Origin of the sequence: Nocardioides sp. zg-1230, from assembly GCF_013155335.1 — a bacterium.
Classification (GTDB): Bacteria; Actinomycetota; Actinomycetes; order Propionibacteriales; family Nocardioidaceae; genus Nocardioides.
In genome coordinates, this window is record NZ_JABJQZ010000001.1 from 446,794 (window position 1) to 473,078 (window position 26,285).

The window sequence follows — 26,285 nt, forward strand, 5'->3', positions numbered from 1 at the left end:
GCACACCCCGCGGCCGCACCCACCAGAAAAGGATCCGAGAGCATGTCTGGACCCCTCGCCCCGACCGAGCTGACCAGTTCCGGCGTCGACGTCTTCGAGCTCGGCAGCGAGCACGAGCAGGTCGTCTTCTGCAACGACCGCGCGACCGGCCTGCGGGCCATCGTCGCCATTCACTCCACCGCGCTGGGCCCGGCCCTCGGTGGGACGCGGTTCTACCCGTACGCCAGCACCGACGACGCGATCGTCGACGTCCTCAACCTCTCGCGCGGGATGTCCTACAAGAACGCGCTCGCCGGCCTCGACCTCGGCGGTGGCAAGGCCGTCATCATCGGCGACCCGGCCGAGCTGAAGACCGAGGCCCTGCTGCGCGCCTACGGCCGCTTCGTGCAGTCGCTCAACGGTCGCTACTTCACCGCGTGCGACGTGGGCACGTTCAGCGAGGACATGGACCACATCGCCCGCGAGTGTGACTTCGTCACCGGCCGCACCGTCGCCCACGGCGGCGCGGGCGACAGCTCGGTGCTGACGGCGTACGGCACCTTCCAGGGCATGCGCGCGGCCGCCGAGCAGCTGTGGGGCGAACCCACGCTGGCCGGCCGCACCGTCGGCGTCGCGGGCGTCGGCAAGGTCGGTCGCCACCTCGTGCGCCACCTGATCGAGGACGGCGCCACCGTCGTCGTCACCGACGTGCATGCCCCGTCGGTCGAGGCCATCCGCGAGCAGTTCCCGCAGGTCACCGCGGTCGCCACCACCGAGGAGCTCGTCGCGAGCGACATCGACGTCTACGCGCCGTGCGCCATGGGCGGCGCGATCAGCGACGAGGTGCTCGAGGTGCTGCGCGCGAAGATCATCTGCGGCGCCGCCAACAACCAGCTCGCCCACCCCGGCATCGAGAAGCAGGTCGAAGAGCGCGGCATCCTCTACGCCCCCGACTACTGCGTGAACTCCGGCGGCGTGATCCAGGTCGCCGACGAGCTCGAGGGCTTCTCGTTCGAGCGCGCGCAGCAGCGCGCGAGCGGCATCTTCGAGACCACCCGCAAGGTGTTCGAGCTCGCCAAGGCCGACGGCGTGACCACCGCCGAGGCCGCCGACCGGCTCGCCGAGCGTCGCATGCGCGAGGTCGGCCGCCTGCGCGGCATCCACCTCACCTGACGACCGGGCAGTTCCTCGCGCACACCAGCGCGCTGACCGGGCGTTTCCTCGCGCTACGTACGCGAGGAAACGCCCGGTCGCTGCGTTCCAGCGCGAGGAACTGCCCGCTCGCGGTGTCCTTGCGCGAGGAACTGCCCGGTCACCTGAGGGCGCACTCGTACGCCGCACCACCCGGTCGCCCGGGCGGATGATCAGGTGCGATCAGTCAATCTGCGCGACGACGCGGGTCGGCATAGTCCGACCACTCGTCGTCAACAGGATCGACCTCACTCGTGGAGTGAGTGTCTTCTCCGTGCAGCTCCTTCGCCAGCGCGCCGAAGTCCGTCTCGTGAGTCCGGTACTTCAGGTCGCGGGCGACCTTCGTCTGCTTCGCCTTCGCTCGGCCGCGCCCCATAGGGTCGACCCCCTCGCACACTTGGCCGGGGCTGTCGGAGAGCTGCCCGACGCGCCCGGTCTGATCGGTTACATATCGTGGGGACAACGCTACCTGAGCGGTGGCTGTTCCCGCACACCAAGAGCCCGCATTTCGTGCTCGAAGTGCCGAATCTCATCACCAGCCGGGGTGCTGGCCCTCCAGCAGGACGCGTCCGCCGTCGACGTCGTCCGCCCGCGCCTCGCCGGCGACCCAGGCGCGGATGCCGTGGCCGGCCAGCACGGAGATGGCGGTGTCGACCGACTCGGGGGCGGTCAGCGACACCATGCCGACGCCGCAGTTGAGGGTGGCCTCGAGGTCGGCCTGCGCCACGTCACCCACGCGTCGTACGACGTCGAAGACCGGCTGCGGCGTCCACGTCGAGCGGTCGATGCGCACCGACAGCTCCTCGGGGAGCACCCGCTCGAGGTTGGCGGCGAGGCCACCACCGGTCACGTGGGACATGGCGTGGGTCTCGGTGCGCTCGGCGAGGTCGAGGCAGGCCTTGGCGTAGATGCGGGTGGGCTCGAGCAGCTCCTCGCCCAGCGTGCGGCCGAAGTCGTCGACCTGCCGCTCGACGGTCCAGCCGGCCTTCTCCAGGAGCACGTGGCGCACCAGCGAGTAGCCGTTGGAGTGCAGTCCGCTGGCCTCCATGGCGATCACGACGTCACCGGGACGGACGCGACCGGGACCGAGGAGCTTGCTGGCCTCGACCACGCCGGTCGTGGCGCCCGCGACGTCGTAGTCGTCGGGGTCGAGCAGCCCGGGGTGCTCGGCGGTCTCGCCTCCGATGAGCGCGCAACCGGCGACGACGCACGCCTCGGCGATGCCCTTGACGATCGCGGCGATGCGCTCGGGGACCACTCGGCCGCACGCGATGTAGTCGGTCATGAAGAGCGGCTCGGCCCCGCACACGACGAGGTCGTCGACGACCATGCCGACGAGGTCGAAGCCGATGGTGTCGTGGACGTCCATCAGCTGCGCGATGGCGACCTTGGTGCCGACGCCGTCGGTCGAGGTCGCGAGCAGCGGCCGCTCGTAGCGGGTGAGCGCCGAGGCGTCGAAGAGGCCGGCGAAGCCCCCGAGCCCACCGATCATCTCCGGACGGCGGGCCTTCTCGACCCAGCCCTTCATCAGGTCGATCGCCCGGTCGGCCGCCTCGATCGAGACCCCGGCGGCGGCGTAGGCGTTGTCAGCAGCGTCGGACACGTGGCTCCTCGGGTGGCGGCGTGTGATCAAGGGTTGTTGAGGACCGGCAGGGCCCGACCCATGGTGGGCGACTGCAGCGTCGCCTCGAGCAGGTGCTTGCCGAGCAGGCTCTCGTCGGGCAGCTCGATGGGGTACTCCCCCGTGAAGCAGGCTTGGCACAGGCGCTCGGCGGGCTGCCCCGTCGCCTCGACCATGCCCTCGAGCGAGATGTAGCCGAGGCTGTCGGCGCCCACGCTGGCGGCGATCTCGTCGACGTCGAGGCCGTTGGCGATCAGCTCGGCGCGGGTGGCGAAGTCGATGCCGTAGAAGCACGGCCACTTCACCGGCGGGCTGGAGATCCGGACGTGCACCTCGAGCGCCCCGGCCTCGCGGAGCATCCGCACCTGGGCGCGCTGGGTGTTCCCGCGCACGATGGAGTCGTCGACCACGACGATGCGCTTGCCGCGGATCATGTGCTCGAGGGCGTTGAGCTTGAGCCGGATGCCGAGCTGGCGCAGCGTCTGGCTGGGCTGGATGAACGTGCGGCCGACGTAGGCGTTCTTGACGAAGCCCTGGCCGAACGGGATGCCGGACTCGGCGGCGTACCCGGACGCGGCCGGGGTGCCGGACTCCGGCACGGGCATGACGAGGTCTGCGTCGACGGGGAACTCCCGGGCCAGGCGGCGTCCCATCTCGACGCGCGCCTCGTGGACGTTGCGGCCGCTGATCGTGGCGTCGGGGCGGGCGAGGTAGACGTACTCGAAGACGCAGCCCTTGCGCGCGGGCTCCGCGAACTTGTGGGAGCGCAGGCCGTTCTCGTCGATGACGATCATCTCGCCGGGCTCGACCTCGCGGACGACGCTGGCGCCGATCGTGGCGAGCGCGGCGTCCTCGCTGGCGACGACCCAACCGCGGTCGAGGCGGCCGAGGACGAGCGGGCGGATGCCCTGCGGGTCGCGGGCGGCGTAGAGCGTGTCCTCGTTCATCCAGACGAAGCAGAAGGCCCCGCGCAGCTGCGGGAGGACCTCCAGGGCCCGCTGCTCGAGCGTGGTGTCGGGGTGGTGGGCGAGCAGCGCGGTGACCAGGCTGGTGTCGTTGGTGGCACCCTCGACGCCCTTGATCTCGAGCTCGCCGGCGGGGCCGGGCAGCTCACCGACCATCTCGCGCAGCTCGGCGGTGTTGATCAGGTTGCCGTTGTGGCCCAGCGCGATCGACCCGTCGGCGGTGGGCCGGAAGGTCGGCTGCGCGTTGTGCCAGGTCGACGCACCGGTGGTCGAGTAGCGCGAGTGCCCGATGGCGAGGTGACCCTTGAGCGAGTCGAGGGTCGACTCGTCGAAGACCTGCGAGACGAGGCCCATGTCCTTGTAGACGAGGATCTGCCGGCCGTTGCTGACCGCGATGCCCGCGGACTCCTGGCCGCGGTGCTGCAGGGCGTAGAGCCCGAAGTAGGTCAGCTTGGCGACGTCCTCGCCGGGGGCCCAGACGCCGAAGACGCCGCAGGCATCCTGCGGGCCCTGGTCGTGGGGGTCGAGTGCCGTGGTGAGACGGCCGTCGCCGCCCGTCCGCCTGCTGCTCTGGTAGGGCACGACCCGAGTCTACGGGCGCCCGGCCCGATCGGCGCACTCGCGCCCGCCCGCCGATACCTGAGGACGTCGTGGACGGCTGTCGGGCCGATCGACGACCGTCACGTCCTCAGATATCTCAGGTGCCGGGGAGGACGGAGCGCACCCGGTGCAGCGCGAGCCGGGCGGCGGCGCGGCCGACGGCCGGGAGCGGTACGACGTCCAGCAGCGGCAGCGGCCGCGTCCACGACGGGTCGGAGGGCAGCGCGCCCTCCGGGCCGGCGTACATCGGGGTCAGCGCCCGCTGGACGGCCTCCTCGAGGTCGAGGGGCGGGCCGCCGGAGCGCGGCTTCCACGTGTGGCCGGGACGGCACACCATGTCGTGGCGCAGCGACTCGACGAGCGCCGTGACGGTGTGGAACGGGGCGGTGGTGACCAGCGCCGCCCCGAGGCCGACGAGGCTCGTCGGGACGACGGGGACGGGCACGCGGGACCGGGACAGCCCGGCCTCGCCGCCGACGACGCGCAGGAGGTCGGGGTAGGCGACGACGTCGGGGCTGCCGAGGTCGACCGCACCACGGGGGCCGTCGTCGGCCAGGCCGTCGGTGACCGCGCGCAGCACGTCGGAGGCGGCCACCGGCTGCACCGAGCTGTGCATCCACGTCGGGACCGGCTGGACGAGGAACAGCGTCGCGATCTGCCGGATGATCTCGAACGACGTCGAACCGGCACCGATCACGACCCCGGCCCGCAGGGCGACGGCACCGTCGGTGGCGCCGAGCAGGATGCGCTCCACCTCCAGCCGCGACGCGATGTGGGCGGAGAGCTCCGCCTCCGGCACCTGGGGAACGAGGCCGGAGAGGTAGACGAGGCGTCGTACGTCGCTCTCGGCCACCGCGGCCGCGACGGTCTCGGCAGCCACCCGGTCGCGGTCGCTGAAGTCGCTGCGGTCGAGGGAGTGCACGAGGTAGACGACGGCGTCGACGTCGGCGACCGCCTCCGCCACGGCGGCGGGGTCGGTGACGTCGCACCGGATCGCGCGGACGCGGTCGTCCCAGCCGAAGCGGTCGGGGCGCGGCGGCGACGACGACGCGGCCACGACGTCGTACCCGCGCTCGAGCAGGTGGGGCACGAGGCGCGAGCCGATGTAGCCGGTGGCGCCGAGGACGAGGACCCGCATGCTCAGGACTCGCCGAGGTGCTTGAGGAGGTTGCGGGAGAAGACCGTGCCCATGTGCTTCACGACTCCGGCCATGACGCGTTCGACCGCGGGCCGCGCCAGTCCGGGCAGCGGCAGGTGCGTCGAGATCTGGAGGTCGATGCTGACCTCGGTGCCGCCGTCGGCGTGGTCGGCCAGGAGGTAGGTGCCCTCGACCGCGGTCATCTCGTGGGAGTGGGCCGGGTCGTGGTGGAAGTCGATGCGGTCCTCGGGCGCGAACGTCATGACCTCGGTGAAGTGGGGCGACACGGAGGTGCCGAGCACCGGGATGGTGCCCATCCGCCAGGTCCAGCGGTCGCCGTCGACGTCGATGCGGGTGACGTAGGGGGTCATCTGCGCGATGAGGGCGGCGTCGGTGAGGGCGGCCCACACCTCGCTGCGCGATGAGCGGAGCACGGCCGAGGAGCGGTCGCGGGCATAGAAGGTCGCCATGCGCGCCACGCTACCGACGGTGCCCCCACGCGCGGCCCACCCGGGTGAGCGGTGGTCCACCCACGTTCAGTCATTCGCGAACGTCGGTGGAGCACCGCTCGTACGACGACACGCCGGGGCCGACGGGGCGAGCGGTGGCCCAGCCACAGTTCCGCGCTGCGACATGTGGGTGGCGCACCGCTCGGTGCGGCTGACGGGGGGCGTCAGGAGCGGGGCAGCTCGCCGAGGTTGCGGAGCAGCAGCGCCTCGGCCTTGACGACCTTCTCGAACTCGGCGAGGTGGAGGCCCTCGTTGGCGCCGTGGGCGCGGGTGTCGGGGTCCTCGACGCCGGTGACGAGCACGCTGGCCTGCGGGAACGCCTCGAGGAACTCGGCGATGAACGGGATCGAGCCGCCGACGCCCATGTCGACCGGCGCGGTGCCGTCCCACGCCTCGGCGAACGCGGCGCGCGCGGCGTCGTACGCCGGTCCGCTGGCGTCGATCTGCGTCGCCTCGCCGGTGTCGACGACGGTCGTCGTGAGGGTCGCGCCCCACGGGGTGTGCTTCTCGAGGTGGGCCTGGAGGCACTGCACGGCGTTGGCGGTCGTGTCGCCCGGGGCGATGCGCATGCTGATGCGGCAGCGCGCGGCCGGGACGAGGGTGTTGGAGGCGCCCTCGACCTTGGGGGCGTCGAGGCCGGTGATGCTGATCGACGGCTTGGTCCACAGGCGCTCGACGACCGAGCCGGAGCCGATCCACTCGATGCCCTCGGCGGCGCCGGACTCGGCACGGAGGCGGGCCTCGGGGTAGTCCACGTCGGCGGCGGGGCCGGAGTGGAGGCCGGCCACGGCGACGTCGCCCTGGTCGTCGTTGAGCGAGGCGATGACGCGGCTCAGCGTCATGATCGAGTCGGGGACCAGGCCGCCCCACATGCCGCTGTGCACGGCGTGGGTGAGGGTGCGGACCTCGACGTCCATCCGGACCAGGCCGCGCAGCGAGGTGGTGAGGGCGGGCTCGCCGATGTCCCAGTTGCCGGAGTCGGCGATGACGATGACGTCGGCCTCGAGGCGGTCCTGGTAGGTGGTGAGCAGCTCGACGAGGGTGTCGGAGCCGACCTCCTCCTCGCCCTCGATGAACATCACCAGGTTGACCGGCAGGTCGTCGCCGAAGATCCGGACCGCGCCGAGGTGGGCCGCGATGCCGGCCTTGTCGTCGGCGGCGCCGCGGCCGTAGAGCCGGTCGCCGCGCTCGGTGGGCTCCCACGGCGGGGAGTCCCAGTCGGCGTGGTCGTTCTCCGGCTGCACGTCGTGGTGGGCGTAGAGCAGGACCGTCGGCGCGCCCTCGGGGCCGGCCTTCTTCGCGATGACCGCTGGCGGTGCACCGTCGTGGGCGCGGACGATCTCGCACTCGAATCCCTCGGCCGCGAACAGGTCGCGGGTGGCCTCGGCGCTGCGCTCGACCTCGCCGGCGCGGGCCGGGTCGGCGGACACGGACTGGATGCGGACGAGGTCCTCGAGGTCACGGCGGATGCCGGGCATGACCTCGGCGAGGCGGGCGGAGATGTCGACAGTCATGTCACGACCCTAGCCGGGCGCGACGGAGTCGCTCACGGCGTGGGTCGGGAGGTTGAGCAAGCGCGCGACCGAGCTCGCGAGGTCGCGTCCGCGCGTCGAAGCCGAGCCCGAAGACCCCGGTGTCAGCCGTCGAGGGACGCCCGGTCGCCGTGCCTGCGTTCCAGCATCAGCTGGCGCTCGGTATCGGCGAAGCCGAGGCGGCGATAGATCCCGATGGCCTCGCCGTCGTCGTCCGCGACGATGACGAGGGTGCGTGCGCCGAGGTGCTCGAGGGCGTGGCGCCCGGCCGCGTGCACCGCCGCGGCGGCGAGGCCCTTGCGACGGTGGTCGGGGTGGGTCTCGACGCTCTGGAAGCGGGCGACGCCGGGCTCGGTGGTGAACACCGCGGCGGTGCTGACGACCTCGCCGTCGACGAGGACACCGAAGCGGGTGCCGCGACCGTCGGCGACGAGGGACTGCTCCTGGACGTTGCGCCCGCGCGCGAACCGTAGGTGCGTCTCCTCGTCGTCGCGTTCCTCGATGGCGGCGCTCAGCCGCGCCCGGCTCTCCCAGTCGTCCTCCGACACCAGCGCGCGCACCTCGCCGTCGACCTCCCGGGGCGGTCGCAGCGACGACGCGGTGAGCACCGAGGCCACGTCGACCACGAGCCCGGCCGCCTCGAACGCCGCCCGCGCCTCCGGTGACAGGTCGGGGGCGTCGATGCCGATGCTCACGTGGCGCGCCTCGGGGAACTCGGTGTGGAAGGCCCCCACCACCTCGCGCTCGCCGCCGGGGAAGGGCGGCTCGGCGAGCAGGATGAAGTTGCCCCAGTAGTACGTCGGGTTGGCCGGCGTACGGACCACGAGGTGGGTGCCGCGGTCCTCCACGGTGCTGCCGGAGGCGGTCAGCAGGGCGAGGTCGGTGCGGAAGCCGAGCGAGGTCACATGCATGGGCGCAGGCTAGAGGTTGTCGGCGCCCGTGTCGGGGTCGGCCGTCGTCGAGGGCGAGTCACCGCGCTCGGGATCGGCGTCGGCGTCCCACCGCCAGTCGCGCACCTCCGGCAGGTCGTCGCCGTGCTCGCGCGTCCACTGGCGCGCGCGGCGTCGCGCGTCGACCATCAGCTGGCGGACGGCGGCCGCGCGGGTGCCGAGCCCCGGCACGCGGTCGATGACGTCCATGACGAGGTGGTAGCGATCGGTGTCGTTCATCATCACCATGTCGAACGGCGTCGTCGTCGTGCCCTCCTCCTTGTAGCCGCGGACGTGGAGGTTGTCGTGGTTGGTGCGCCGGTAGGTCAGCCGGTGGATCAGCCACGGATAGCCGTGGTAGGCGAAGACCACCGGCTTGTCGGTGGTGAAGACCGCGTCGAACTCCCGGTCGCTCATCCCGTGCGGGTGCTCCTGCCGGTCCTGCAGGCGCATCAGGTTGACCACGTTGACGAAGCGCACCCGCAGCTCGGGGAGGTGCTCGCGCAGCAGCGACACCGCGGCCAGCGCCTCCAGCGTGGGTACGTCGCCCGCTGCCGCCACGACGACGTCGGGATCGCCGTCGTCGTTCGAGGCCCACTCCCAGATGCCGAGGCCGCGCGCGCAGTGCAGGTCGGCCTGCTCGGCGTCGAGCCAGTCGAAGCTCGGCTGCTTGCCCGAGACCACGACGTTGACGTAGTGCTCGCTCTCGAGGCAGTGCGACATCGTTGACAGCAGGGTGTTGGCGTCCGGCGGCAGGTAGACGCGCACGACCTCCGCCTTCTTGTTGACCACGTGGTCGATGAAGCCGGGGTCCTGGTGCGAGAAGCCGTTGTGGTCCTGGCGCCACACGTGCGAGCTCAGCAGGTAGTTGAGGCTCGCGATGCGCGGACGCCACTCGATCTCGCGGGTGGTCTTGAGCCACTTGGCGTGCTGGTTGAGCATCGAGTCGACGAGGTGGATGAACGCCTCGTAGCAGCTGAAGAGCCCGTGACGACCGGTCAGCAGGTAGCCCTCGAGCCAGCCCTGGCAGGTGTGCTCGGAGAGGATCTCGACCACGCGTCCGGAGCGGGCGAGGTGCTCGTCGACGTCGGCGAGCTCACCCGCCCAGACCTTGTCGGTCACCTCGTAGACCGCGTCGAGGCGGTTGGACGCGGTCTCGTCCGGGCCGAAGATGCGGAAGGTGGTGTCGTTGTCGCGCACCACGCCGACGAGCCACTGCCCGAGCACGCGGGTCGGCTCGTGGATGGACGCGCCGGGGCGCTCCACCTCCACGGCGCTGTCCCGCCAGTCGGGCAGCCGCAGCGGGCGCTTGAGCAGGCCGCCGTTGGCATGGGGGTTGGCACCCATCCGGCGGGTGCCGGTGGGCGCATTGGCGCGCACGGCCTCGACGGGTCGGCCGTCGTCGTCGAAGAGCTCGTCGGGGCGGTAGGAGCGCAGCCACTCCTCGAGCTGCGCGCGGTGGTCGTCGTTCTCCCGGGTCGCGGCCAGCGGCACCTGGTGGGCCCGCCACGTCCCCTCGACCGGCTTGCCGTCCACCTCCGCGGGGCCGGTCCAGCCCTTCGGCGTCACCAGCAGGATCATCGGCCACGGCCGGCGCTCGACGTCGCCGTCCTCACGGGCGGCACGCCAGGTCTCGCGGATCATGTCGTGGGCCTCGTCGAGCGCCCCGGCCATCTGGCGGTGGACGTCGGCGGGGTCGTCGCCCTCGACGGTGAGGACGTGGTGGCCGTAGCCGCGCAGCAGGCTCTCGAGCTCCTCGCGCGGCATCCGGGCGGGGATGGTCGGGTTGGCGATCTTCCAGCCGTTGAGGCTGAGGATCGGCAGCACTGCGCCGTCGTGGACCGGGTCGACGAACTTGTTGCCGTGCCAGCTCGCCGCCAGCGGGCCGGTCTCGAACTCGCCGTCGCCGACGACCGCGGTCACCACGAGGTCGGGGTTGTCCATCGCGGCGCCGTAGGCGTGGGAGAGGACGTAGCCGAGCTCGCCGCCCTCGTGGATCGAGCCCGGGGTCTCCGGGGCCACGTGGCTCGGGATGCCGCCGGGGAAGGAGAACTGCCGGAACAGCCGCGCCATCCCGTCGCGGTCGTCGCCGATCGCGGGGAACACCTCGGAGTAGGTCCCCTCGAGCCAGGCATTGGCCACCGCGGCCGGCCCGCCGTGGCCCGGGCCGCACAGGATGATCGCGTCGACGTCGCGCTCGCGGATCAGCCGGTTGAGGTGGGTCCAGACGAGGTTGAGGCCGGGGGTGGTGCCCCAGTGGCCGAGCAGCCTCGGCTTGATGTCCTCGCGCTCGAGCGGACGCTCGAGGAGCGGGTTGTCGAGCAGGTAGATCTGTCCGACCGAGAGGTAGTTGGCCGCGCGGAACCAGAGATCGAGGTCGTGGACCTGGTCATCGGTGAGGGACGCCATGCTCCTTCGTACCGGAAACCGGCGCGGGTGGGCACCCCCCGTCTCGGGCCTCCCGGGGTCAGAGGGGCAGGTAGGGCGAAAGATCGGTGCGCTCGCCGCTGGCGAGGACGCTGCCGGAGTCGAGCGCGTCACCCCACGTCGTACGCCCCGTGGCGAGGGCGAGCCACGTCTCGGCGTCGGTCTCCACGACGGCCGGCGGGGTGCCGCGGGTGTGGCGCACGCCCGGCACCACCTGGACGGCGGCGAAGGGCGGCACCCGGACCTCGACCGAGCGGCCGGGGGCGCGCACCTCGAGCGCGGCGAGGTAGTGCTTGACGAGGGCCCGGGTGTCGCCGGCGGCCTCGGCCGTCGCGAGCTGGTCGGGGCTGAGGAGCTTGAGTCGCGCGGGCACGGACCGAGGCTAGACCGAGTCGAGGACCTCGACGCAGGCCGCCCAGGCGTCGCTGCCGGTCTCGATCACCCCGAAGTGGCCGCCGGTGACCTCGACGAGCGTGGCCTCGGCGCCGGCCGCGGTCGCGGCGTCGACGTAGGTCTCGGCCTGGCTGAACGGGACGGTGTCGTCGTCGCGCGCGTGGACCGCCCACACCGGTACGTCGAGCGGCACCTGACCCAGCGGGTCGGCCTGCGCGTACGCCGCCTCGTCGGCGTCGCCGAGGAACGCGGACGCGGCCCCGTCACCGAGGTCGTCCGCCACCGCCGCCCGGAGGTCGAGCACGCCGGCTTGGCTGACCACGTGGGTCACGCGCGGTCCGCCGGACCACCGCTCGAGGCGGGTGCGGCCGCCGGCCCAGACGGCGAGGTGGCCGCCCGCCGAGTGGCCGAGCGTGACGACCGGTCCGTCGACGTCGGCCGCGACGGCCCCGATCGCCGCGTGGACGTCGTCGAGCGTGGCGGGGAACCCACCGCCGTTGCCCACCCGGCGGTACTCCACGTTGGCCGCGGTCCAGCCGCGCGCGACCAGGTCCTCGGCGAGCGGGGCGCCGTACTCCGCGCCGTACTGCGCCTTCCAGAAGCCGCCGTGGATGACGACCACCAGCCCCCGGCTGGCGCCGTCGGGCACGTGGAGCTCGACCCACTGGCTGGGGTCGTCGCCGTAGGTGATCCGCTGGGGTCCGCTGGGCACGTCCACCACCCTGCCGGACCGCTCGTCGGCGCACCCGGCGAGGGCGGACGACACGCCGACCGCCCCGGCGGCCAGCACCGCGCGACGGCTCGGCCGGCTCACCCGGCGGGCTCGGTCGGCTCGTCCGCCCCGGTCGGCTCGGCGGGCTCGTCCGGGTAGGGCTGGACCAGGCTCAGCAGCAGGTAGGTGCGCCGCCCGGGGTCACGACCGCGGGTGCGGGCCGCCCAACCCTCGACCAGCTCGTCCACCTCCCGGAACAGCTCCTTGGCCTCGTCGTCCGTGAGCCGCAGCGCGTGGTCGGCGAAGGAGAACAGCCCGCTCCCCTTCGGCAGGTTGGTGGCGAACGCCCGATCGATGACGTGGTGGCCCCAGGCCCGCTTGTTCTGCCGGAAGACCTCCACGGCCGCCCTGCCCCCGGGTGCCTGCTCAAGCTGGCTGAGGCTGACCGTGTAGCCGGAGGGGAGCGCGCTGCGCCAGACCCGGTCCCGCTTGTCCCGCGCCTCCTCCGGCGCCTCCTCGACCAGGCCGTACTTGGCCAGCTGGCGCAGGTGGAAGCTCGCCTGGTTGGCGGGGATGCCGAGCTCGCGCGCGACATCGGCCGCCCGCACCGAGCCGGTGGCCTCGATCTCGTCGAGGATCCGCCCGCGCACGGGGTGGGCGAGGGCCCGGAGGACGCGCGGGTCGCTGAGGTGCTCGGGCTCGGCCATGCCGACACCCTACCGAGTTGCGCACGCACTATTGCGCAACATCACTTGCGCAACATATGGTGCGCATATGCCCGGATACCGACAGCTCTCCCGCAACCGCGACTTCACCGTGCTCTGGATCGGCGACACCGTCAGCGAGCTCGGCAGCGCGCTGTCGATGTTCGCGTTCCCCCTCATCGCCTACGCCCTCAGTGGCTCGGCGCTCACCGCCGCCCTGGTGGAGGCCGCCTACCTCGGCGGCCTGTGCGCCACCCTGCTCCCGGCCGGCGTGCTCGCCGACCGCGTCGACCGCAGGCGGATCATGCTCGTCTCCAGCGCCACCGGCTGCGCGGCGTACACCTCCCTCGCTGTTGCGGGGGCGATCGGCCACCTGACGCTCCCGCACCTCCTCGCGGTCGCACTGGTCGCCGGCGTGGCCGCCGGAGCGTTCAACCCGGCGCAGCTCTCGGCCATCCGATCGGTCGTCAGCACCGACGACCTGCCGACCGCGCTGAGCCAGAACCAGGCCCGCCAGCACGTCGCCTCGCTCCTGGGCGGTCCGCTCGGTGGTGCGCTGTACGCCGTCACACGGTGGCTGCCGTTCGCCGTCGACGCGGTCACCTACGCGGTCGCCTGTGCGACGGTCAGCCGGGTGCGCACCGACCTGTCAGCGCAGCACCGCGCGCGGGAGCCGCTGCGCCGCCAGCTGGCCGAGGGTTTCCGCTTCATGTGGCAGCGCCCGTTCTTCCGCACGCTCATGCTCTGGGCGTCGCTGGCCAACCTCGTCACCAACGCGATCTTCTTCGTGGTCCTCCTGCGGATGATCGAGGCGGGCGTCCCCGCGACGCAGATCGGCCTCGTCTCGACGGCTGCGGGTCTCGGCGGGATCCTCGGCGCGGCGCTCGCGCCGAGCCTGATCCACCGGATGCCCACCGGGCGGCTGACCGTCCTCATCGGCTGGGCGTGCTGCCTGCCCCTCGTACCGCTGGCGCTGTCGTCGAGCGTGTGGACCGCCTGCGCGAGCACGTTCGTCCTGCTGCTGCTCAACCCGGTCGGCAACGCCGGCATCAGCTCCTACCGGATGGCCGTCACCCCCGCACACCTCCAGGGCCGCGTTGGCTCGACGAGCCAGTTCACGTCGATGTCGGTCATGCCGCTGGCGCCGCTGCTCGGCGGCTACCTGCTCGAGCACCAGGGCGGTACGACGGCGATCGCCGCCCTGGTCGTCGCGAGCGCGCTGCTGGCCGTGCTGCTCACCGCCAGCCGGTCGATCCGGTCCGTGCCGCGTCCCTCGGAGTGGGTCACGCACGACGAGTCGATGCCCGCCCTGGCGGCCTGAGGTCGGGTCGGGGTAGTCCAGTGACGGATGGCTGCCGGCGAGGGGTAGTCCAGTGAGGGATGGCTGCCCAAGAGCCTCCAGGCCAGCCAGTCTCCACTGGACTACCCCCGGCGGGGCGAGCGTGAGAAGCGGGCGGCGACCTCAGCGACCTTGTCCGCCAGCTCGGGTGGCGACTCGACGACGAAGTCCGCGCCCGAGGAGGCCAGCACCATGACGGGCCAGTCGAGGTCGTCGACGTTCATCTCCAGGACGCAGCCGTCAGGGTCCTCGCTCACCGTCCCCCAGCGGCCCACCTGCGCGGCGAGCTCGTCGGCCGGCATCGCCAGCCGCACGCGTACGGCGTGGCGCTGGGGCATCCGACGGATGCCCTGCTGCACGAAGGCGAGGGCGTCGTCGGCCGGCAGGTCGCGCGGTCGGAAGCGCTGCCCGGTGGGCTCGGGGTCGGTGACCCGGTCGAGCCGGAAGCTGCGCCAGTCGGTGCGGTCGCGGTCCCAGGCGACGAGGTACCACCGGCGGCCGAGCGAGACGAGCCGCAGCGGCTCGACGCGGCGGTGGCTCACCTCGGCCCCGCGGGCGGCATAGTCGAATCGCAGCAGCTCGCTGTCGCGGCAGGCCTGCGCGAGCGTGGTCAGGACCGTCGCGTCGACGACCGGCGCCCCCTCCCACGGACCGGGCGCGTCGGTCTGGGAGGCGACGGCGTCCATCTGGCGGCGCAGCCGCGGCGGCATCAGGGAGAGGACCTTGGACAGCGCCTGCACCGACCGGTCGTCCGTGCCGGAGACGGCGCCGACCGCGGCCGTGCGGAGGCCGACGGCGATCGCGACCGCCTCGTCGTCCTCGAGCAGCAACGGCGGCAGCGAGCCGCCCGCGCGCAGCTGGTAGCCACCGGCCGCGCCCCGGACGGCGTCGACGGTGTAGCCGAGGTCGCGGAGGCGGTCGACGTCGCGGCGCAGGGTGCGCGCGCTGACCTCGAGCCGCTCGGACAGCTCCGGACCCGGCCAGTAGCGATGGGTCTGGAGCAGGGACAGCAGCCGCAGCATCCGTTCGCTCGTGCTCATGGATCCAGACTAGATCTCAATGCGGACAGGAACTGACCGCATGGCTTCCTACCGTCGAGCCATGACCTACCACCACCACACCGGACCGGCGATCGTGACGCGGGGCCTGACCCGCCACTTCACGTCGCGCAAGCAGACCGTCCAGGCCGTGCAGGGCCTCGACCTCGAGATCGGGCAGGGCGAGCTCGTCGCCTTCCTCGGCCCCAACGGCGCAGGGAAGTCGACCACCCTGCGCATGCTGACCACCTTGATCGCTCCCACCTCGGGATCGGCGAACGTCGCCGGCCACGACGTCGTCACCGGCCAGCGCGACGTACGGCGCGCCATCGGCTTCGTCGGCCAGGGCAACGGGGCGGGGCACCGCCAGCTCGGCCGCGACGAGCTCATCAGCCAGGGTCACGCCCACGGCCTGTCCCGCGCCGATGCCCGTCGGCGGGCGGCCGAGCTGGTCGAGGACCTCGACCTCGCCGCGGTCGCCGACCGCAAGGTGTCCTCGCTGTCCGGCGGCCAGCGCCGCCGCCTCGACATCGCGATGGGGCTCGTGCACCTCCCCCGCGTGCTCTTCCTCGACGAGCCGTCGACCGGTCTCGACCCGCAGAACCGCGCCAACCTGCAGGACCTGATCCGGCGGCTGCACGCCGAGAGCGGCAGCACCGTCGTGCTGACGACGCACTACCTCGAGGAGGCCGACGCGCTCGCCGGCCGCGTGATCGTGGTCGACCACGGCCGGGTGATCGCCGACGACACCGCAGCCCGGCTCAAGAGCGGGCTCGGCGACCTGGTCCGGCTCGGCTTCGGCTCCCCCGCCGACGCCGCCCGGGCCGCCGCCCGCCCGGAGCGGGTGCCTGATGCCCGCGTCGAGGTGGAGGGCTCCTCGCTCGACCTGCGGGTCATGGACGGCTCCGCGATGGTGGGCGAGCTGCTCGCCGACCTGGCCGCGGACGGCGTACCCCCAAAGCGGGTGGAGGTCGCGCGGCCCACCCTCGACGACGTCTTCCTCGACCTGACCGGGCGCAGCCTGCGCGAGACCCAGTCCACCGACACCTCCACCGACACCGACGCCCCCACCGAGACCGAGAGCGAGGTCGCCGCATGAGCACCTTCGTCGCCGACACCGTGAACGTGATGACCCGCGAGCTCAAGCCCGTGTGGCGCGAGCCGATGGCCGTGGTCTTCGCGATGATCCAGCCGCTGGTCTTCCTCGGCCTCTTCGCGCCGTTGCTGCCGGAGATGGCCGAGGGCGGCTCCGCGCTGCAGTGGTTCGTGCCCGGCATCGTGGCGATGACGGCGCTGATGGGCGCGTCCTTCACCGGGTCGAACCTGATGGAGGAGATGCAGTCCGGCTCGCACGAGCGCCAGCTCGTCTCCCCGCTCGGCCGTCCGGCACTGCTGGTCGGGCGAGCGCTCAAGGAGGTCGTGCCGATGCTGATGCAGGTGGCGATCATCGTCGCCGTCGTCACGCCGTTCAGCTTCGACCTGCACCTCGGCGGGGTGCTGGCGGCCGCGGTCGTGCTGTCCATCTTCAGCATCGGCGTCGGCGCGCTGTCGTTCGCGCTCGCGCTGGTGTCGAAGGGCGAGGACTGGATGTTCTGGACGGTCCAGCAGACGCTGCTCTTCCCGACCCTCCTCACCGCAGGCGTGCTGCTGCCGGTCGACGGCGCGCCCCGCTGGCTCGAGGTGGTCTCGATGCTCAACCCGATGACGTACGTCGTCGATGCGGTGCGCGCGCTCTTCGCCGGCACCTTCCCGGTCGACGTCGTCGCCCAGGGCGTCGCCGGCGCCGGCGTCGTCGCGGCCCTCGGGCTCGTCGTCGGGGTCCGGGCGATGCGCCGCTCGAGCTGAGGGACTGCCTGACATCTTCAGCGATCCCCGGCCGGCCGGGGATCGCTGGAGGTGTCGGCCCGTGCACGGCCTGACATGTTCAGGATTCGCCGGCCCGGAGATCGCGGTCAGGGCATCGAGGAGACCAGCACGCCGACGATGGGCACGAGGAACAGGCCGAGTGCCAAGGCGGCCAGCACCTTCGCCCTCATCGAGACGCGGATCTCCCGTCCCCGGTACCCACTCATGCGTTCGTCTCCGAGCCGTCGGTGGCCGTCGATCTCCGGGTGCGCACGTCCAGTGTGATCAGGGCGACCATCAGCGGGAGAGCCAGCAGGAACGCCCACCACGGCACGTCGATGTCGTTGTACCGCGCATGCCGCAGTGCTGCCACGACGCCGATGCCGATGACGACCAGGACGCCGTAGATCACCTTGCGGGTGTGCATCGCACCTCTCCTTCGCGTGAGGGAACGGCGTCACGCGTCGACCTCCGACGAGGTCGTCCGAGCGCTTCCGCCGAGCCGGAGCGGTCGGGACCCCCAGCGACCATCCACACCCGCCGACACACCCCTGGGATCCGGCGCACGGAGTGCGGAGTCCTGACGTCACCAGGTGACGCCACGGCTCCGCGGTGGCCATGGTCTCGACACGCTCGCTGGCGCTCGCTGCTCCACCAGCGGCTGTCAGGAGCCGAGGGCCGCCGGCATCGTCGCGCGCCAGGCCGCCCTGGCCTCCGCGACCGGGACGTCGAAGACGCCCTCGACGGAGATCGTGTCGCCGCCGGTGCGCCCGAGGGGCGTGAGGGGTACGCCGTGCCGCTGGGCGAGCGCGACGAGGGCGTCGGCCTGGTCGTCGGTGAGCGTCACCAGGGCGCGGGCGGTCGACTCCGAGAAGAGCGCGACGAACGCGTCGTCGGCGACGGCGGCCAGGGAGACCGACACCCCGACACCGGAGCCGAAGGTCGACTCGGCGAGGGCCTGGGCCAGGCCGCCGTCGGACAGGTCGTGGGCGCTGGTGACGACGCCGTCGCGGGCGGCGTCGTGCAGCAGAGCGGCGAGCGCCTGCTCGGCCGCGAGGTCGAGGCGGGGCGGCAGCCCGCCGAGGTGGCCGTGCACGACGTGGGCCCACTCCGAGCCGGAGAGCTCCTCGCGGGTCTCGCCGAGCAGGAAGACTCGCTCGCCGGCGGCGCCGAAGCCGGTCGGCGTACGCCGGGTGACGTCGTCGATGACGCCGAGGACGGCGACGACCGGGGTCGGCAGGATCGCCGTCTCACCGGTCTGGTTGTAGAGGCTGACGTTGCCGCCGGTGACCGGGATGCCGAGCTCGAGGCAAGCGTCCTTGAGGCCGCGGCACGCCTCGGCGAACTGCCACATCACGTCGGGGTCCTCGGGCGAACCGAAGTTGAGGCAGTCGGAGACCGCGAGCGGGCGCGCGCCGCCGGTGGCGACGTTGCGGTAGGACTCGGCCAGCGCGAGCTGGGCGCCGGCGTAGGGGTCGAGCTTGGCGAAGCGACCGTTGCAGTCGGTGGAGACCGAGACACCGAGGTTGGTCTCGGGGTCGACGCGCACCATGCCGGAGTCGGCCGGCTGGGCCAGGACCGTGTTGCCCTGGACGTAGCGGTCGTACTGGTCGGTGATCCACGACTTGTCGCAGAGGTTGGGCGAGGCGACCAGCCGGAGCAGGGTCTCGCGCAGCTCCGCGCCGCTTGACGGCCGCGCGAGCGACTCGGCGCCGTCGGCCTGGAGGGCGTCCTGCCAGTCGGGGCGGGCGAACGGACGGTGGTAGACCGGCCCGTCATGGGCCACCGACCGCGGGGGTACGTCGACCACGCGCTCGCCGTGCCAGTCGATGTGCAGGCGATCGGAGTCGGTGACCTCGCCGATCACCACGGCCTCGACGTCCCACTTCTCGCAGATCGCCATGAACGCGTCCACGTCACCGGGCTCGACGATCGCCATCATCCGCTCCTGCGACTCGCTCATGAGGATCTCCTCCGGAGCGAGCGTCGAGTCGCGCAACGGGACGCGGTCGAGCTCGACGTACATGCCGCCGTCGCCGGCCGACGCCAGCTCGGAGGTGGCGCAGGAGAGCCCGGCGCCGCCGAGGTCCTGGATGCCGGCGACGACGCCGACGGCGAAGAGCTCGAGCGTGCACTCGATGAGCAGCTTCTCCATGAAGGGGTCACCGACCTGGACGCTCGGCCGCTTGGCGGGGCCCCCGGTGCCGTCGGAGTGGGCGTCGAAGGTCTCGCTCGCCAGCACGGAGACGCCGCCGATGCCGTCACCGCCGGTGCGGGCGCCGTACAGCACGACCTGGTTGCCGACCCCCGACGCCTTGGCGAGGTGCAGGTCCTCGTGGCGGAGCACGCCGACACAGAGGGCGTTGACGAGCGGGTTGCCGGCGTAGGTCTCGTCGAAGACGGCCTCGCCGCCGATGTTGGGCAGGCCCAGGCAGTTGCCGTAGCCGCCGACGCCGGCCACGATCCCGGGCAGCACCCGCGCGGTGTCGGGGGCGTCGAGCGGGCCGAAGCGCAGGGGGTCCATCACGGCGACCGGGCGGGCGCCCATCGCGAGGATGTCGCGGACGATGCCGCCGACCCCGGTGGCCGCGCCCTGGTAGGGCTCGACGAACGACGGGTGGTTGTGGCTCTCGACCTTGAAGGTGACGGCGTAGCCCTGGCCGATGTCGAGCACACCCGCGTTCTCGCCGATGCCCGCGAGCATCGGACCCACCGGCGTCTCCTGCGGGATCTCACCGAACTGCTTGAGGTGCACCTTCGTGGACTTGTAGGAGCAGTGCTCGCTCCACATCACGCTGTACATCGCCAGCTCGGAGCTCGTCGGGCGACGGCCGAGGATCTCGCGGATCCGTGCGTACTCGTCGGCCTTGAGGCCGAGGTCGGCCCACGGCTGCTCGCGCTCGGCGTCGGTGGCCGCCAGGGCCACCGTGTCGAGGGTGCCGGTCGCGCCGGAGGTCGTCAGACCGGCGTTCGCGAGGGACGGGGACTGCGGGGCGGCGCTCGTGTCGGGCACGGCGCCAATCTACCGGCGGTCGTCGCCCACCGGACGCCCGGGCGCCGCCTCGTGGACCACCCGTACGAGCTGGCGCCGCTCGCCGCTGTCGGGCTGCTCGTCGCCGCCGGCGTCCGCCCCGGTCTCGTCGACATCCTCATCGACATCCTCGTCGTGCTCGCCGTGCTCATCGTGCTCGTCGTCGCGGCGGGACCCCTTGCCCGCGGTCCGCGAGGGCTGGGCGTCGCGCGCCGCTTCCCGCTCGGCCTTGCGGGCCGCCCGCTCCGCCCGCTTCTCCTCGAGCGCCGCTCGCTTGGCCGCGCGCACCGCTTCCTTCTCCCGGGCGGCGCGGGCCGCGGACTCCTCGGCCGCGGTCCGCTCGAGCCGCGGGGTCGCCATCCGGGCCGGAACGCCACGACCGCTCGCCGTGCCGCGCGACATCGTCCCCGCCCGCGCCGCCATGCCTCCGGCCGCCATCCCGCCGATGGGCGGCGCGCTGCCGGCCGGGAGCCGGGTGCCGTCGCGCCGGCCGCGCGACCCGCCGGCGGCGCTCGCGGCCAGGGAGGTCAGCCCGGCAGAGGAGAGGCCGGTCAGGTCGGGGGCTGAGCCGGCGATCGGCGCGAGCGGCGGCAGTGCTGCGACCCCGGACTGGGCCGAGCCGGCCACGGAGGTGGACTGCGGCGATGGTGCGACGACGACGATCCCCGACTCCGTCCCGCCGGGACCGCCGGGGTCGCCGAGGAGCGCCCCGAAGCTGCCGCCGGTGAGGGAAATCAGCTCGGTGCGCACGGTCACCATCTCGGCTCGGGCCGAGCGGAGCCGGGCGCTCTCCTGGTCGAGCGCCACCGTCAGCCGGCTGCGGATGCCGTCGGTCTCGGCCTGGCCGCGGGTGACCTTGCCGCGCTCGTCGTCCTCGGAGGGCCTGAAGACGAGGTGCCGTGACTCGCCGACGACCTCGTGGGGCACCATCGCGACCGTCGTCCAGGCGCGGTCGAGCTCCTTCTGCGACGACGTCATCACCTCGGCCGCCGCGCGCAGGCAGTCGGCAACCAGGTCGGCGAGAGTGGTGAAGCGGTCGAGCCGGTCGAGCACCTGCCTGCGGTGCTGCTCGTAGCTCTCGGCGGACGCCGCGTCCCACCCCTCGGTCGCGCGCCGCGCGGCGTCGACGAGCTCGTCGCCGCGACGCGAGACCAGGGCGCTGACCTCGGTCCACCGTCGGGCGGCGGCCTCGAGCGGCCGGACGTCGGCACGCAGCTCCCACGGGTTGGCCGGCACGTCAGCGACCTCCCGACCCCGGCCGCGTCCCGGAGGGACCCTCGCCCAGCAGGTGCGTGGCGCGGCCGAGCTCGGCAGCCACGACGTCGTCGGCGCGCAGGGCGTCGCGGGCGGCGTCGACCAACCCCGCCACGCCGAGCTCGAGGGCCCCGGCCAGCGAGGTGAGGACCGCGTCGGCGTCGGCCAACGCATCGGCGTACGACGCCGCGAGGTTGGCGGTCCCGGCCGCGTCACCGAGGGCCGCGCACGCCCCGGCGAGCTCGTCGACGGCGTCGGCCCAGTCGTGCCTCAGCCCGTCGAGGATGCGCTCGGACGAGCCCGCCAGCTCGACCAGCCTGGCTGGCTCGACCTGCATCAGGGGTCGTCTGCCGATTGCGCTCACCTCTGCGGGATACCCGCGCCGTCGGGAGCCAAACACCACCATGAGCGCCCTGTGGGCAAAGGATGGGGACGAGCGGTTTCGGGGGCGTCCGGACGGGGAACGTCGACGGGCAAGCCCCCTCTCGGACACCGCAGGAGCCGCGATGAACGCCGTGATGACCGTCGACCTCTCCGAGCTCGACGCCTGGTCCGCGCAGGTCCAGCGCGCGAGCGACGACCTGGCCGGCATCGCCCGCAACGGCGGCCACGCGCTCGTCCAGACCGACTTCGGTCCCATCCTCGAGACGATGATGGGCGCCTACCACGCGCTCCTCCCGTCGGTGCACCAGTCGCTTGAGGACAACGGCACCGGGATGCGCGACCACGCGGAGGCCCTGCGGGCCACCGCCCGCGACTTCACGCTGACCGAGGACGGCGTCGTACGTCGCCACCAGGCCGTCGGCGTCGACGGCCGCGACGGCTCGAGCAGCTTCTGGGACGTCGCCGACACCACGATCCGGCGGGCCGGCCCCACCGAGAGCGGCCTCCCGCAGGTCAGCTTCGGCTTCCCCTACGACACCGTGTGCGACCTGGTGCGGATGCTCACCGGCTTCGACATCCGCGCCGAGCTCGCCGAGAAGATCGGCGGCGACGTGGTCGGCGCCTCCAGCCAGGGCTCGTCGTTCGGCGCGCTCGGCCAGGCGGTGCGCGGCGTCGCGTCCAACCTCGAGAGCGGCAGCCGTACGATCTCGCAGACGTGGCAGGGCGGCGCATCCGACGCGGCCGTCAGGCAGATCGGCGCGTGGGTCGGTTCGCTCGACGCCCAGGCCGGCCAGCTCGTCCAGGTGGGCCAGACCGTCGTGCAGGTCTGCCGCGACGCGTGGCAGACCGCGCTGGCGGTGGTGCAGTGCGTGAAGGCGGCGGTGCAGACCGTCTCCGCCGCGCTCGCGACGATGAGCATCCCCGGCGTCGGCTGGGCGCGCGTCGTGCAGGCCGTCTTCCAGGCGTTCCAGGCCGTGATGAAGGGCTACCAGGCGCTGATGAGGCTCATCGACATGCTGAAGCAGGTGGGCTCGCTCATCACCACGGTGAAGAGCTTCTTCGACGGCGACCGGGTGCCCGTGTCCACGCCCGGCGTGGCGGTCTCGACCGGTACGCCGGGCAGCATGACGCGCGACCCCGGCACGGTCGCCACCCCGACCGTCGGCGAGCGCCCCGCTCCGGTGGCACCGGTGGCACCCGCGCCCGCCAGCGCCTAGCCTCCGCACCATGAACGACCCCCGCAGCCAGGCCGAGATCCTGGCGGCGATCGGCGCCGCGCGCGAGGACCTGACCTCCAGCCTGGCCGACCTCACGGCGGCCGTGGAGGAGCTCGAGAAGCGGCCACTGCTCACCGACGAGGAGAAGCAGGCGCTCGAGGAGCAGGCGGAGTCGGGCGAGCTGGGTGAGGACATGCAGGCCCTCGTGGAGAGGATCCGCCGCGGCGAGGACTCGTGGGAGCAGGTCTTCTCGGGCCAGTCGCCGAACGGCGCACTGCTCCAGGGACACCTGACGCGGATGGTCGACGAGCACCAGGAGGACATCGCGCTCGCGTTCGAGGAGCTGATCGAGGAGGAGGAGGCCAAGGGCAACTTCCTCCTCGACGACGTGCCGCCGAGCGACTGAGGGTCGAACTACAGACCTGTAGTTCTGGCGAACGTCTGTTACGCGTGTGACTCGTGTGGTTCTCTGGGTGCGCCTGACCCGCGTCCCGCCCCTTCCCCGCCTCGGAGTCACCCATGCGCCGCGCCCGCCAGCCCCGACCTCGTACGTCGCTCCGGACCATCACCGCCGCCCTCGCGCTGGTGCTCGCCGCGCCCCTCGTCGGCTCCGCTCCCGCGACGGCGGACGAGACCGCGCCCCAGGCGCGCAAGCTCGCCTCGCAGCGCCAGATCGCCCTCGCCACCCCGGGCGACTTCACCGGCTACGGCTTCGACCAGTGCGTCGCCCCGACCCAGTCGGCGATGGACGCCTGGTGGAAGAAGTCTCCGTTCACCGCCGTCGGCATCTACATCTCCGGCGACTCCCGCGCCTGCCGCACGCAGCCGAACCTCAGCCCCACCTGGGTGGCCACCCAGGTCGCGCGCGGCTGGCGGCTGCTGCCGATCGCGCTCGGCCCGCAGGCCTCCTGCCAGCCGCGGTTCCCGCGCTACAAGGACGACTTCAAGATCTCCCCGAGCCCGACCGGGGGCTATGCGACGGCCGCCGCGCAGGGTGCGGCCGAGGCCGACAAGAACGCCGCCGACGCGGCGTCGTACGGCATCGGCGCGGGCAGCACCATCTGGTACGACCTCGAGGGCTTCAACCTCGGCGACACCCACTGCCGCGAGTCCGCGCTGGTCTTCACCTCCGCGTGGGTCACCCGGATCAAGGTGCTCGGCTACACCGCCGGCTTCTACTCCAGCGCCAGCTCGGGCATCAAGATGCTCGACGACGCGCGCCGGCTGCGGCCCGGCCAGTTCGCCCTCCCGGACCGCATCTGGATCGCCCGCTGGGACGGCGCGGCCAACACCTCGACGACGTACATCCCCGAGGACGGCTGGCGTCCCGGTGGCCGGATGAAGCAGTACCTCGGCGGCCACAACGAGACGTGGGGCGGCGTGACGATCAACATCGACAGCAACTTCATCGACCTCGGCGCCGGCTCGCAGCCCCGGCCCGAGGGCCGCTGCCCCGGCACCCGGCTGGGCTATTGGAAGTACCCGAAGCTCTCCCCCACCTCCGCCCGCGCGACCAGGGTCAAGGTCCTGCAGTGCCTGCTCACCGAGCAGGGCACCTACTCCGGCCCGGTCAACGGGTCGTACGACGCCCCCACCGTCGCGGCGGCCCGCGCCTGGCAGTCCGCCCGCAAGTTCACCCCGAGCGACACCTTCTCCAAGCGGCACTGGACCGCGCTGCTCGCCGCCGGAGCCCGTACGACGCTCAAGCGCGGGTCGGTCGACGAGTCGGTCCACCGGCTCCAGCGGGCCCTCAACGCCGCCGGGGCGGGGCGCTTCCGGGCGACCGGCGTGTTCGACGCCAAGACCGAGGCGGCCGTGCGGACCTACCAGAAGCGGCTCGGGATCGGCGTCTCGGGCGTCGCCACGCGGCAGACCTGGAACAAGCTGCAGCAGGGTCGCTGACCGCCGCCGCCTCTCCTACCGGCGCCCGACGAAGACGTCAGACGGGCGGGCCGACGACCAGCGCCACGCCCGTCAGGCCGACGACCGCGACCAGGCCGACGAGCGCGCCCTGGGCCGGACGGCGGACCAGCCAGGCCGTGAGCTTCTCGAGGAGGCCGTGCGGCGCGTCGGAGCGCAGGCGCCAGGCGTCGCCGAGCAGCCCCGCGCGCTCGGCGTACCGCTCGAAGGGGACGGTGGCGAAGGGCGGCACGGCCGCACCCAGGCCCAGCGCCAGGCGGCTGACCGGCCACTTCTGGTCGACGAAGAGCAGTGCGGTCACGAGGCAGTAGGCGATGAACACGACGCCGTGGACCATGCCGAAGACCTGCACGCCGAGCTCGGTGGTCTCGGTGACGTACTTGAGGAACATGCCGGTCAGCAGCAGCGCCCAGGTGACGGCCTCGGCGCGCGCGACGAGACGGTGGAGACGGGTCGGGCTCATGCGGTCGTTCATGCAAAGGCCTTCTCGGCGAGCGAGGTGAAGAAGCCGAGCCCGTCGGTGCCGGGTCCGGTGAGGTCCTCGACCGCGTGCTCGGGGTGGGGCATCAGGCCGACGACGTTGCCGCGCTCGTTGGAGATGCCGGCGATGTCGCGCAGCGAGCCGTTGGGGTTGTCGCCGAGGTAGCGGGCGACGACGCGGCCCTCACCCTCGAGCCGGTCGAGGGTCGCCTCGTCGGCGACGAACCCGCCCTCGCCGTTCTTGAGCACGATCGTGACCTCGGCGCCCGCGGCATAGGCCGAGGTCCACGGGGTGTCGACGCGCTCGATGCGCAGGCGCTGGTCGCGGCAGACGAACTTGCGGTGGTCGTTGCGGATCAGCGCGCCGGGCAGCAGGTGGGACTCGCAGAGGATCTGGAAGCCGTTGCAGATGCCGAGCACGGGCAGGCCCTTGCCGGCTGCCTCGACGACCGACGTCATGACGGGCGCGAAGCGCGAGATGGCGCCGCAGCGGAGGTAGTCGCCGTACGAGAAACCGCCCGGCAGCACGACCGCGTCGACGCCCCTGAGGTCGTCGTCGCCGTGCCACAGCGCGACCGCCTCGTTGCCGCCGATGGTGACCGCGCGGCGCGCATCGACGTCGTCGAGCGAACCGGGGAAGGTGACGACGCCGACCTTCATGCGCGGCCGGCCTCGTGCGCGACCTCGGCGACCGAGTGCTCCTCGACGTGGACCTCGAAGTCCTCGATCACCGGGTTGGACAGCAGCGTGCCGGCGACCTTCTCGATCTCGGCGAGCACCGCTTCGGTGATCTCGCCGTCGACCTGCAGCTCGAACCGCTTGCCCTGCCGGACGTCGGTGACGAGGTCGAACCCGAGCCGGGGCAGTGCACCGAGCACCGCCTTGCCCTGGGGGTCGAGGATCTCGGGCTTGGGCATGACGTCGACGACGACTCGGGCCACGGGGATGCTCCTGGGTGACAGGGTGGGGCGGGCGGTCCCGATTCTAGTGAGCCGTCGTGCGAGGGCGCTCGGCGGGCATGACGGTGGACGGACCGGGTACGCGAGGGGTGACGGCGCGACGCGGCGACGGGAGCTCA

At 72.7% G+C, this 26,285-nt stretch carries 26 protein-coding genes; 7 read left to right on the forward strand and 19 right to left on the reverse strand.

Annotation, left to right across the window (positions count from 1 at the left end; all coding sequences use genetic code 11):
* Positions 1-42: 42 nt before the first annotated feature.
* Entirely contained in the window at positions 43-1,152 is a 1,110-nt protein-coding gene (locus HOO61_RS02180; RefSeq protein WP_172256508.1) for a Glu/Leu/Phe/Val dehydrogenase, read from the forward strand.
* A 205-nt stretch (positions 1,153-1,357) separates the two neighbouring features.
* On the opposite strand, the gene HOO61_RS02185 is transcribed toward HOO61_RS02180, so the two are convergent.
* The 11 genes from HOO61_RS02185 to HOO61_RS02235 form a co-directional block, all read right to left on the reverse strand.
* Positions 1,358-1,546, reverse strand: a complete 189-nt coding sequence (locus tag HOO61_RS02185) for a DUF3073 domain-containing protein (protein WP_172256510.1) — start codon at positions 1,544-1,546, stop codon at positions 1,358-1,360.
* Positions 1,547-1,702: 156 nt separating this feature from the next.
* Complete coding sequence (gene purM, locus HOO61_RS02190) at positions 1,703-2,773, reverse strand: phosphoribosylformylglycinamidine cyclo-ligase (RefSeq protein ID WP_172256512.1); 1,071 nt, start codon at positions 2,771-2,773, stop codon at positions 1,703-1,705.
* 26 nt (positions 2,774-2,799) lie between these two features.
* A complete protein-coding gene (gene purF / locus HOO61_RS02195; RefSeq protein WP_172256514.1) occupies positions 2,800-4,338 on the reverse strand; it encodes an amidophosphoribosyltransferase in 1,539 nt (512 codons plus the stop codon).
* Between the two features lie 115 nt (positions 4,339-4,453).
* Positions 4,454-5,494: an NAD(P)H-binding protein gene (locus HOO61_RS02200; protein ID WP_172256516.1), complete on the reverse strand. Its 1,041-nt coding sequence runs from the start codon at positions 5,492-5,494 to the stop codon at positions 4,454-4,456.
* Between the two features lie 2 nt (positions 5,495-5,496).
* Complete coding sequence (locus HOO61_RS02205) at positions 5,497-5,964, reverse strand: SRPBCC family protein (protein ID WP_172256518.1); 468 nt, start codon at positions 5,962-5,964, stop codon at positions 5,497-5,499.
* A 203-nt stretch (positions 5,965-6,167) separates the two neighbouring features.
* Positions 6,168-7,517: a dipeptidase gene (locus HOO61_RS02210; RefSeq protein ID WP_172256520.1), complete on the reverse strand. Its 1,350-nt coding sequence runs from the start codon at positions 7,515-7,517 to the stop codon at positions 6,168-6,170.
* Positions 7,518-7,639: 122 nt separating this feature from the next.
* A complete protein-coding gene (locus HOO61_RS02215) occupies positions 7,640-8,446 on the reverse strand; it encodes a GNAT family N-acetyltransferase (RefSeq protein WP_172256522.1) in 807 nt (268 codons plus the stop codon).
* Between the two features lie 9 nt (positions 8,447-8,455).
* The gene (locus tag HOO61_RS02220) at positions 8,456-10,873 is read right to left on the reverse strand and encodes a phosphoketolase (protein WP_172256524.1); all 2,418 of its coding nucleotides are present in this window, start codon (positions 10,871-10,873) and stop codon (positions 8,456-8,458) included.
* Positions 10,874-10,931: 58 nt separating this feature from the next.
* Positions 10,932-11,264 carry a sterol carrier family protein gene (locus HOO61_RS02225; RefSeq protein ID WP_172256526.1) on the reverse strand — a complete coding sequence of 111 codons (333 nt, stop codon included), beginning with the start codon at positions 11,262-11,264 and terminating at the stop codon, positions 10,932-10,934.
* Positions 11,265-11,273: 9 nt separating this feature from the next.
* Complete coding sequence (locus HOO61_RS02230; protein WP_172256528.1) at positions 11,274-12,098, reverse strand: alpha/beta hydrolase; 825 nt, start codon at positions 12,096-12,098, stop codon at positions 11,274-11,276.
* Positions 12,095-12,703, reverse strand: coding sequence for a helix-turn-helix domain-containing protein (locus tag HOO61_RS02235; protein WP_172256530.1), 609 nt, complete (start codon positions 12,701-12,703; stop codon positions 12,095-12,097). The genes HOO61_RS02230 and HOO61_RS02235 overlap by 4 nt, the downstream gene beginning before the upstream one ends.
* Before the next feature lie 67 nt (positions 12,704-12,770).
* Between HOO61_RS02235 and HOO61_RS02240 the strand changes: the two genes are divergently transcribed.
* Entirely contained in the window at positions 12,771-14,021 is a 1,251-nt protein-coding gene (locus HOO61_RS02240) for an MFS transporter (RefSeq protein WP_172256532.1), read from the forward strand.
* Between the two features lie 101 nt (positions 14,022-14,122).
* Here HOO61_RS02240 and HOO61_RS02245 read toward each other — a convergent pair whose 3' ends face one another.
* Complete coding sequence (locus HOO61_RS02245; RefSeq protein WP_216658519.1) at positions 14,123-15,079, reverse strand: YafY family protein; 957 nt, start codon at positions 15,077-15,079, stop codon at positions 14,123-14,125.
* A gap of 61 nt (positions 15,080-15,140) precedes the next feature.
* Here HOO61_RS02245 and HOO61_RS02250 point away from each other — a divergent pair, with 61 nt between their 5' ends.
* Together HOO61_RS02250 and HOO61_RS02255 are read left to right on the forward strand one after the other, a co-directional pair.
* Positions 15,141-16,175, forward strand: coding sequence for an ATP-binding cassette domain-containing protein (locus HOO61_RS02250; RefSeq protein WP_172256534.1), 1,035 nt, complete (start codon positions 15,141-15,143; stop codon positions 16,173-16,175).
* Complete coding sequence (locus tag HOO61_RS02255) at positions 16,172-16,921, forward strand: ABC transporter permease (protein ID WP_172256536.1); 750 nt, start codon at positions 16,172-16,174, stop codon at positions 16,919-16,921. Before HOO61_RS02250 ends, HOO61_RS02255 begins: the two co-directional genes overlap by 4 nt.
* Before the next feature lie 223 nt (positions 16,922-17,144).
* On the opposite strand, the gene HOO61_RS02260 is transcribed toward HOO61_RS02255, so the two are convergent.
* From HOO61_RS02260 to HOO61_RS02275, 4 genes are all read right to left on the reverse strand, one after another.
* Positions 17,145-17,348, reverse strand: a complete 204-nt coding sequence (locus tag HOO61_RS02260) for a hypothetical protein (RefSeq protein ID WP_172256538.1) — start codon at positions 17,346-17,348, stop codon at positions 17,145-17,147.
* Positions 17,349-17,585: 237 nt separating this feature from the next.
* A complete protein-coding gene (purL, locus tag HOO61_RS02265; protein WP_172258102.1) occupies positions 17,586-19,883 on the reverse strand; it encodes a phosphoribosylformylglycinamidine synthase subunit PurL in 2,298 nt (765 codons plus the stop codon).
* Between the two features lie 60 nt (positions 19,884-19,943).
* Entirely contained in the window at positions 19,944-21,188 is a 1,245-nt protein-coding gene (locus HOO61_RS02270; RefSeq protein ID WP_172256540.1) for a hypothetical protein, read from the reverse strand.
* 1 nt (position 21,189) lies between these two features.
* Entirely contained in the window at positions 21,190-21,543 is a 354-nt protein-coding gene (locus HOO61_RS02275) for a hypothetical protein (protein WP_172256542.1), read from the reverse strand.
* Between the two features lie 169 nt (positions 21,544-21,712).
* Between HOO61_RS02275 and HOO61_RS02280 the strand changes: the two genes are divergently transcribed.
* The 3 genes from HOO61_RS02280 to HOO61_RS02290 all read left to right on the forward strand — a co-directional run bounded on the left by HOO61_RS02280 (position 21,713) and on the right by HOO61_RS02290 (position 24,709).
* Positions 21,713-22,807, forward strand: a complete 1,095-nt coding sequence (locus HOO61_RS02280; RefSeq protein WP_172256544.1) for a hypothetical protein — start codon at positions 21,713-21,715, stop codon at positions 22,805-22,807.
* Positions 22,808-22,817: 10 nt separating this feature from the next.
* On the forward strand, positions 22,818-23,213 hold the full coding sequence (locus HOO61_RS02285) for a hypothetical protein (protein WP_172256546.1): 396 nt from the start codon (positions 22,818-22,820) through the stop codon (positions 23,211-23,213).
* Between the two features lie 113 nt (positions 23,214-23,326).
* A complete protein-coding gene (locus HOO61_RS02290) occupies positions 23,327-24,709 on the forward strand; it encodes a glycoside hydrolase domain-containing protein (protein ID WP_172256548.1) in 1,383 nt (460 codons plus the stop codon).
* A gap of 37 nt (positions 24,710-24,746) precedes the next feature.
* Here HOO61_RS02290 and HOO61_RS02295 read toward each other — a convergent pair whose 3' ends face one another.
* The 3 genes from HOO61_RS02295 to purS are packed head-to-tail and all read right to left on the reverse strand — an operon-like array spanning position 24,747 to position 26,148.
* Positions 24,747-25,202: a DUF3817 domain-containing protein gene (locus HOO61_RS02295; RefSeq protein WP_253941953.1), complete on the reverse strand. Its 456-nt coding sequence runs from the start codon at positions 25,200-25,202 to the stop codon at positions 24,747-24,749.
* The gene (gene purQ / locus HOO61_RS02300) at positions 25,199-25,867 is read right to left on the reverse strand and encodes a phosphoribosylformylglycinamidine synthase subunit PurQ (RefSeq protein WP_172256550.1); all 669 of its coding nucleotides are present in this window, start codon (positions 25,865-25,867) and stop codon (positions 25,199-25,201) included. Before purQ ends, HOO61_RS02295 begins: the two co-directional genes overlap by 4 nt.
* Entirely contained in the window at positions 25,864-26,148 is a 285-nt protein-coding gene (purS, locus tag HOO61_RS02305; RefSeq protein WP_172256552.1) for a phosphoribosylformylglycinamidine synthase subunit PurS, read from the reverse strand. Before purS ends, purQ begins: the two co-directional genes overlap by 4 nt.
* Positions 26,149-26,285: the final 137 nt, after the last annotated feature.